General features: G+C 61.6%; 6 protein-coding genes. 5 read left to right on the top strand and 1 reads right to left on the bottom strand.

All coding sequences use genetic code 11. The annotated features are described in order from the left end of the window. Window positions 1-87: 87 nt before the first annotated feature. The gene (locus tag BLR85_RS27475; RefSeq protein ID WP_170844812.1) at window positions 88-816 is read right to left on the bottom strand and encodes a helix-turn-helix transcriptional regulator; all 729 of its coding nucleotides are present in this window, start codon (window positions 814-816) and stop codon (window positions 88-90) included. 153 nt (window positions 817-969) lie between these two features. On the opposite strand from BLR85_RS27475, the gene BLR85_RS27470 reads away from it, so the two are divergent. The 5 genes from BLR85_RS27470 to BLR85_RS28845 form a co-directional block, all read left to right on the top strand. Then, the gene (locus BLR85_RS27470) at window positions 970-1,557 is read left to right on the top strand and encodes a hypothetical protein (RefSeq protein ID WP_093164914.1); all 588 of its coding nucleotides are present in this window, start codon (window positions 970-972) and stop codon (window positions 1,555-1,557) included. 125 nt (window positions 1,558-1,682) lie between these two features. Further along, the gene (gene hemA / locus BLR85_RS27465; protein ID WP_093164912.1) at window positions 1,683-2,918 is read left to right on the top strand and encodes a 5-aminolevulinate synthase; all 1,236 of its coding nucleotides are present in this window, start codon (window positions 1,683-1,685) and stop codon (window positions 2,916-2,918) included. Window positions 2,919-3,035: 117 nt separating this feature from the next. Further along, window positions 3,036-4,343, top strand: coding sequence for a helix-turn-helix domain-containing protein (locus BLR85_RS27460; protein WP_093164911.1), 1,308 nt, complete (start codon window positions 3,036-3,038; stop codon window positions 4,341-4,343). A 144-nt stretch (window positions 4,344-4,487) separates the two neighbouring features. Next, the gene (gene ispG, locus BLR85_RS27455) at window positions 4,488-5,615 is read left to right on the top strand and encodes a flavodoxin-dependent (E)-4-hydroxy-3-methylbut-2-enyl-diphosphate synthase (RefSeq protein ID WP_093164909.1); all 1,128 of its coding nucleotides are present in this window, start codon (window positions 4,488-4,490) and stop codon (window positions 5,613-5,615) included. Window positions 5,616-5,906: 291 nt separating this feature from the next. Then, on the top strand, window positions 5,907-6,159 hold a 253-nt coding region (locus BLR85_RS28845; protein ID WP_139188594.1), incomplete at its 3' end, for a helix-turn-helix domain-containing protein.

Here is a 6,159-nt window from a genome sequence, read left to right as displayed (position 1 = left end):
ATCTGAGACCCCTATATCTGCCTCAACAGAAGGGAATCACATCACAACCAATCTGGGAAGCCTGAATCAGATAGGCCGCGACACGCTCTAGGCCGCGCTGTTGACCAGTCCCGCGCCGAGACCCTTGACCGCGGCAGTCGTGCGGTCATTGACTTCCAGCTTGCGAAAGATCCGGCGCACATGGGTGTCGACCGTGTGCACCGAAATGCCGAGGATGTCGGCGATGACCGAGTTCGACTTGCCCCGGGCGATCCATTCCAGGATCTCCCTTTCACGCGCCGTCATCCGGACGCCCTGTGCACGTTCGGGTGTCATGCGGATATAGGCGAGGTGGCTGAGTTGCCCGGCCAGTTGCAGCTCCTTGAGGTCGCGTTTGCCGAAGGCCGGGCGCGTCTCGCCGAAACCCACGTTGAAGATGCCGTTGCGGGACATCGGGCCGAACACCTGGATCGCCAACCCGTCGCCGACGCGGAATTCCTTCAGGGTTTCGAGGAAAGCCTCTTCGCTTTCCAGCAGCTCGGTCATGCTGGGGATATCAGACCAGAAGAACGGATCGGCGGTTCGGCTGGCAAGGTCCGGGATCGGGTTCACCAGCACCAGCCGCTCCCGGAAGAGCTTCTCGACCAGCCCTTCCGGAAACCCTCCGGCGACGAAGGTCATCCGCTCCAGGGATTCAGGCTCGGGGCGGCCGACGAAGTGGCGATAGGCGATCATGCGCGCGCCGCGCGAAAAGAAAAAGTCGCGGGTGGCCGTCCACAAAGTGTCGGTGTCGGAGATGTCGCGCACCACGGCGATCTGTTCCTGGATGGTCATCATCGCGCTCGTCTCCCCAATGGCTGATGGATAAGTTAACATGGAATCCGCCTCTATAAAGCCCGGAAGCAAAGGCCTTGCGCGGGCTGAGATCAGGGCTGGCAGATGTGTGGATCGCGCGCTAGTTTGCGCGCCAATCGAAGGGAGACTTCAGAAATGCGCATTTCCGCACCGGTTCGTATCCTGGCCACGGCACTCATTCTGGCCGCCCCTCTGGCACAGGCCCAGACCATCGACAGCAGGACGGCGAAGAAAATGCTGTTCGGCACCAGCTCCGATGTGACCCTCGGCCAGGCCGATCTCATCGATTCCAACGTTGCCAAGGCGATCAAGCAGGCAGGCAAGCAGATTCCCTATTATGGTGCCATCGCGGTATCGCCCGGCGAGCCGACCTCGTCGAATCTCATGCCGACCATCGGCAACCTGCACAGCGCCGAAAGCGCGCAAAAGGCGGCGCTCGACAATTGCAATGCGCGCCGGACGGTGGGCGGTCCCTGTGTCGTGATCGCCACCATCACTCCCAAGAGATACAAGGCGCAGCCGCTGACACTCTCGGTCGGCGCGACCCAGTATTTCGGCAAGGAATACCGCAAGATGGACGCGCCCAAAGCGTTTGCCATCTCGCCCTCGACAGGGGCCTTCGGCGCCGATCGTGGGGACGGCGGAAGGGCACTTTCCAAATGCGCCGCGGCGGCCAAAGGCAATGGCGGATCGGATTGCAGGCTTGTCATAGCCGATCAATAAGTGCACAAAACATATTCATGTTGTGGAAAGTGAGCGGCAATTTGCGCCATATCAATGTGCGCCGGCGTCGTTAATGTGATCCAACAACATAGATAAAGCGCGAAAACAGACCGAGGTAACCCCAGGTGACGAATAAAGCACGCTACGCCGCCGCCGTCGACACAGCTATTTCCAAGCTGCACGAGGAAGGGCGTTACCGCACCTTCATCGATATCGAACGGCGAAAGGGGAACTTCCCGAATGCCGTCTGGACCAAGCCAGATGGCTCCGAGAAGAACATCACGGTGTGGTGCGGCAATGATTATCTGGGAATGGGCCAGCACCCCGTCGTACTCGCGGCGATGCAGGAAGCACTGGAGGCCACCGGTGCGGGATCGGGCGGGACGCGCAATATCTCGGGCACCACAGTCTATCACAAGCGGCTGGAAGCGGAGTTGGCCGACCTGCACCGCAAGGAAGCCGCGCTGGTCTTTACCTCGGCCTATATCGCCAATGACGCCACGCTCTCGACGCTACCCAAGCTGCTGCCGGGCCTGATCATCTATTCGGACTCCCTAAACCACGCTTCCATGATCGAGGGCGTGCGCCGCAACGGCGGGGCCAAGCGGATATTCCGGCACAATGACGTGGAGCATCTGCGCGAGATGCTGGAAGCGGACGACCCGGCGGCGCCCAAGCTGATCGCCTTTGAATCCATCTACTCGATGGATGGCGATTTCGGCCCGATCGAGGCGATCTGCGATCTGGCCGACGAGTTTGACGCGCTGACCTATATCGACGAGGTGCACGCGGTTGGCATGTATGGCCCGCGCGGCGCCGGTGTCGCCGAGCGCGACGGGCTGATGGGCCGGCTCGATATCATCAACGGCACGCTGGCCAAGGCCTATGGCGTGATGGGGGGCTATATCGCGGCTTCCGCCAAGATGTGCGACGCGATTCGTTCCTATGCGCCGGGCTTCATCTTCACCACTTCGCTGCCCCCGGCAGTGGCCGCGGGCGCGGCCGCGTCGGTTCGTCACCTCAAGACGGACCAGGCCCTCCGGGACAAGCAACAGTTGCACGCCAGGATCCTCAAGACCCGCCTCAAGGCGATGGGTCTGCCGATCATCGACCATGGCTCGCACATCGTTCCGGTGATGGTGGGCGACCCCGTCCACACCAAGCAATTGTCCGATATGCTGTTGGAAGATTTCGGTATTTACGTTCAGCCGATCAACTTCCCGACAGTGCCACGCGGCACCGAGCGCCTGCGGTTCACGCCCTCTCCGGTGCATAGCCCGGACATGCTCGACGGGTTGGTTCGCGCGATGGACAGCCTCTGGTCGCAATGCGCGTTAAACCGCCAAGAACTGTCCGCCTGACCTTTCAATATGTGCATGCTTTCGGAGCCTGTGTTACGGTCCTTTTAAGGTGTGGTGAGTCGTCGAATCGCCGCATTTACGGGGACACAATAAATTGACGCAGACGAGGACGGGCAGATGATTGGGCGCAAGGATCCGCCCAAGGTGGTCGAGGAGCAGGCTCCCCAAAAGGGCTTTGACGACTTCGATCTTCGCCTTGGCGATGTAATGCGTGGCGAACGCGCGACGATGGGCAAATCGCTTCTCGATGTTCAGCGCGAACTGAAGATCAAGGCGTCCTTTATCGCCGCAATCGAGAATGCCGACCCGACCGCTTTTGAGACCCCGGGTTTCGTGGCCGGCTACGTGCGTTCCTATTCCCGTTATCTCGGGCTCGATCCCGAATGGGCGTTCGAGACCTTCTGCCGTGAAGCCGATTTCGTCTCGGCTTCGACCGCGGACAAGCTGAGCACGCCGCCGGCTTCCAACAAACCCGTCTACCGCAACCAGATCGCGAAAAAGCCTGAAGGCTATAACCCCTTTGCCGACCCGCGCGTTTCCTTCGCGCCGAAATCCTCCGGGCCTCTGTCCAATCTGGAGCCACGCGCCATTGGTTCCACCCTTGTTCTGCTCGCCCTGATCGGGGCTGTGAGCTATGGCGGCTGGTCGGTGCTGCAGGAAATTCAGCGTGTGAGCGTAACCCCGGTGGACCGGGCTCCGACGGCCGTGGCCGTGGTTGACCCGCTGGGTGAAGTCACGAACGCCAACGAAGCGCCGCCGCCCGAGGTCGTGGTCGCCGAGGGGGCGCCTGTCGATGCGCTGGAACGCATCTATCGGCCGCAGACGCTGGATGTGCCGGTCATGGTGGCCCGTGACGGCCCGATTGCCGCGCTGGATCCGACGACGGTTGGGTCCCTGCCGATGTCTGCCAGTATCCAGTACGATACCGATCCGCGGCGTCTGGCCTCTGGTTCGGGTGTCGGTGTTCCGGGGGCGCCAGCCGGCGCCGGTCTCGATGCCGATATTGACGCCGCCGTGGCTCTGGCGCTTGGAGAGACGCCGAATGCAGTGCCGCGCGTGACCGAGAATATGCCCGAGGTCATGCTGGTCGCCGTGCGTCCGGCATGGGTACGAGTGCGTGCCGGAGATGGCTCGGTACTGCTGGAGAAAATCCTGAACCCGGGTGATACCTATGTCGTGCCGCAGACCGAGGAGTCTCCGACCCTTCGGACCGGGGCCGCAGGTGCGGTCTATTTTACCGTGAACGGACAGACCTATGGTCCCGCTGGTGCGAATGGCGCCGTTGTGGACAAGGTGGCGCTGAATTCGGCTTCCTTGACCGAGACCTATGCCCTTGCCCAGCCCACGGACGGCTCCGACGCTCAGAAGGCCGTCGCAGTTGCGCAGGCGATGCTCTTCCCCGAGACCCCTTCCGCCCAGGAGTGAACTCCCGGGCCATTGTGCCCGACGGCAGGAAATCCGAGCCGTTTTCAAATCCCACGAATGTGACGGGGTGATGTTCACCGCCATGTTGCCCCTATGCGCCTGCCGGCCTAGACAGGGTGCGAATTGCAGGACCGGAGGTCAGAGATGTCCATGAATCCCGTGCGCCCGTGGCGGAACATCTATCGGCGCAAAAGCCGGCAAATCTCGGTTGGCCCGGTCAAGGTCGGCGGCGACGCGCCGATCTCTGTCCAGACGATGACCAACACGATCACGACCGATATCGCCGCGACCGTGGCGCAAGTGCAGGCAGCTGCCGAGGCGGGGGCCGATATCGTCCGTGTCTCCGCCCCGGACCAGGCCAGTGCGCGGGCTCTGAAGGAGATCGTGGCAGAGAGCCCGGTGCCGATCGTGGCGGATATCCATTTCCACTACAAACGCGCCATCGAGGCGGCGGAGAGCGGTGCGGCCTGTTTGCGGATCAACCCGGGCAATATCGGTGACGAAAGCCGTGTGCGCGAAGTGATCGCGGCGGCAAAGGATCACGGCTGCTCGATCCGCATAGGCGTCAATGCCGGCTCGCTGGAAAAGCACCTGTTGGAGAAATATGGCGAACCTTGCCCGGATGCGATGGTCGAGAGCGGGTTGGAGCATATCCGCATCCTGCAGGATCACGACTTCCACGAGTTCAAGATCTCGGTGAAGGCATCGGACGTGTTCATGTCGGCGGCGGCCTATCAGCAATTGGCCGAACAGACGGACGCGCCGATTCATCTTGGCATCACGGAAGCCGGCGGGCTGATGTCCGGCACGGTCAAATCGGCGATCGGGCTTGGCAACCTGCTCTGGATGGGTATCGGCGACACGCTGCGCGTGAGCCTTTCGGCCGATCCGGTCGAGGAGGTCAAGATGGGCTTCGAGATCCTGAAATCGCTTGGCCTGCGTCACCGCGGTGTGAACATCATCTCCTGTCCGTCCTGCGCGCGGCAGGGTTTCGACGTGATCAAGACGGTTGAGGCACTGGAGAAGCGGCTCGAACATGTGAAGACGCCGATGAGCCTGAGCATCATTGGTTGCGTCGTGAACGGACCGGGCGAGGCGCTGATGACCGATGTCGGTTTTACCGGCGGCGGGGCCGGCAGCGGTATGGTCTATCTGGCGGGCAAGCAGAGCCACAAGCTGTCCAACGATCAGATGATCGACCATATCGTCGAGCAAGTCGAAAAGAAGGCTGCGGAGATCGAGGCGAACACAGCTGCCGAAGCTGCCGAGTAGCGCTGTTTCGAGTCGCTTCCCGAGGTCGCAGGGGGGCTTTGCCCCCCGCGCTCTGGCGAGCGCTCCCCCCAGGATACTTTACGAAAGATGAAGGAAGGCATCTTCCTTCTTCATCTTTCTCCAAATACCTCCGCCGGAGGCATGATCCGAAGGATCGATCACGCGCGCGAAGCGCGCGCCTCCGAATGGACGTGACCGTCGATTAGAGCGTGTCGCGGCCTATCTGATTCAGGCTTCCCAGATTGGTTGTGATGTGATTCCCTTCTGTTGAGGCAGATATAGGGGTCTCAGATGTGCAAACCACATCCAATAGAGCTACGCGAGCGCGTCGTCGCTTTTGTCGATGAAGGTCACGGGCACCGCGAGGCGGCGCGGCACTTCCGGGTTTCGCCGAGATTTGTGAACGATCTGATCAAGCTGCGGCGGGAAACCGGATCACTGACACCACGACCGCAAGGTAACGGAGGTGGTCACCGCAAACTGGCCGGCGTGACCGGCTGGATTGAGGCGCGCATCGCCGACAAGGGAGAGATCACACTCGGCG

Source organism: Aliiruegeria lutimaris, from assembly GCF_900099935.1.
In the GTDB taxonomy this organism is placed as follows: Bacteria; Pseudomonadota; Alphaproteobacteria; order Rhodobacterales; family Rhodobacteraceae; genus Tropicimonas; species Tropicimonas lutimaris.
Note: the sequence above shows the minus strand (reverse complement) of the source record. Positions and strands in the feature narration are given on the sequence as shown.